This is a genomic window from Vibrio sp. 1402, assembly GCF_033340275.1.
Genome location: NZ_JAWOWE010000628.1, coordinates 1 through 538 on the forward strand (window position 1 = coordinate 1; position 538 = coordinate 538).

Sequence of the window (538 nt, forward strand, 5' to 3'; positions counted from 1 at the left end):
AAAAGATAAAACTTAATCGCTACTTCCCAATGTTCTAGTTGGTCCAATGTTCTATTTTTGAGTATGAGATCTATCGCACCAATGGTTTTTCCGTCGCTATCGTTGAGTTGAATTTCTTCTGCAACAATTTCATATTGTTCTGAATTCGCAAGTGCAGCGGTACATAAATGCTGATACAAAAAACCCAGTCTCGGGTTCCCTTGGTACTCTTCAGATTCACCCAGAGGTTTAATCGATAAGTCTTCCAATGTAGCAAAAGGAGGGAGCAACTGAAAAAGAGGAGGAGAAGAGGTGATCCATTGATAAAGACGTTGCAGTTGATTCATCCTGATTCCTTAGTGATGTTGATAAAGCAGCGAGCCTCGTTATTGTAACTAAATTTGGTTAGTAGAATAGGGTAGCTAGCATCAGTGTCATAGTTCGATATACACTTTGAGGTACTCGCTCGAAATTGGAAGTGATAATGAATAATTTACAGTTAGAAAAGATTCTCAACAGCAAACTCTCGCCCGAGTTAATTAAAGATTACGCGCCAAAT

At 38.8% G+C, this 538-nt stretch carries 1 protein-coding gene; it reads right to left on the bottom strand.

The window, feature by feature from the left end; all coding sequences use genetic code 11:
• Positions 1 to 326: DUF1853 family protein (locus R7044_RS27630; RefSeq protein WP_225456286.1), on the bottom strand; the 326-nt coding region annotated here is incomplete at its 3' end.
• Positions 327 to 538: the final 212 nt, after the last annotated feature.